Raw genomic sequence first — 1,059 nt, 5'->3', positions numbered from 1 at the left:
TGTATTGATCACGAGCGTTGTTGACACTGGTCTGGTCTTGAACATGGCGAAGACCTCCGGTGTGGTGGGAGCTGTCTAGGAACTCACCTCACGGAGGTCTTCGTGGTCCACCGTAATGCCCGGCTGACCGTCTTCGGTAGGAGACTGCTGGTCGAACGTGTCCGCTCAGGCCGTCCGGTCGCGCATGTGGCGGCCGAGATGGGTGTCTCACGGGCCACGGCCCACAAGTGGATGCGCCGGTGGCGGGCCGAGGGCGATGCGGGCCTGGCCGACCGGCCCAGCAGGCCGGCCACAACCCCGCACCGGACTGCGGCCGCGGTCGAAGAGCGGGTCTGCGATCTGCGGCGGACCCGCAAGCTCGGGCCGGCCCGGATCGGCCCGATCGTGGGCCTGCCCGCCTCGACCGTGCACCGGATCCTGACCCGCCACCGGCTGAACCGGCTGGCCTGGCTGGACCGCCCGACCGGCACCGTGATCCGCCGCTACGAACGCGACCGTCCCGGCGAACTCATCCATGTCGACGTCAAGAAGCTCGGCCGGATCCCCGACGGCGGCGGCCACAAGGTCCTGGGCCGCCAGGCCGGCCGGGCCACCCGCTCCGCCATGGGCTTCGACTACGTCCACTCCGCCGTCGACGACCACTCCCGCCTGGCCTACAGCGAGATCCACGGTGACGAGAAGGTCGCGACCTGCGCGGGCTTCCTGACCCGCGCGGCCGCGTTCTTCCGCAGCCAGGGCATCGACCGGATCGAGCGCGTGCTGACGGACAACGCCTGGGCCTACCGCAAGGGCCTGGCCTGGAAGAACGCCCTCGCGGAACTCGGCGCGGCCGGCAAGCTCACCCGTGCCTACCGGCCGCAGACCAACGGCAAGGTCGAACGCTTCCACCGCACCCTGCTCGACGAGTGGGCCTACCTGCGGCCCTACACCTCGAACGACGAGCGGACCGAGGCCCTGGCAGACTTCCTCCACACCTACAACCACCACCGCTGCCACACCGCACTCGACGGACACCCGCCGATCAGCCGTGTCAACAACGCCGCGGGTCAATACACCTAG

At 69.6% G+C, this 1,059-nt stretch carries 1 protein-coding gene; it reads left to right on the top strand.

What is annotated here, in order from left to right:
- Positions 1–102: 102 nt before the first annotated feature.
- Positions 103–1,059: an IS481 family transposase gene (locus OO54_RS40880; protein WP_033212807.1), complete on the top strand. Its 957-nt coding sequence runs from the start codon at positions 103–105 to the stop codon at positions 1,057–1,059.

It is taken from the genome of Streptomyces wedmorensis (assembly GCF_000716445.1).
Classification (GTDB): Bacteria; Actinomycetota; Actinomycetes; order Streptomycetales; family Streptomycetaceae; genus Streptomyces; species Streptomyces wedmorensis.
This window is presented reverse-complemented; position numbering and strand designations above follow the sequence as displayed.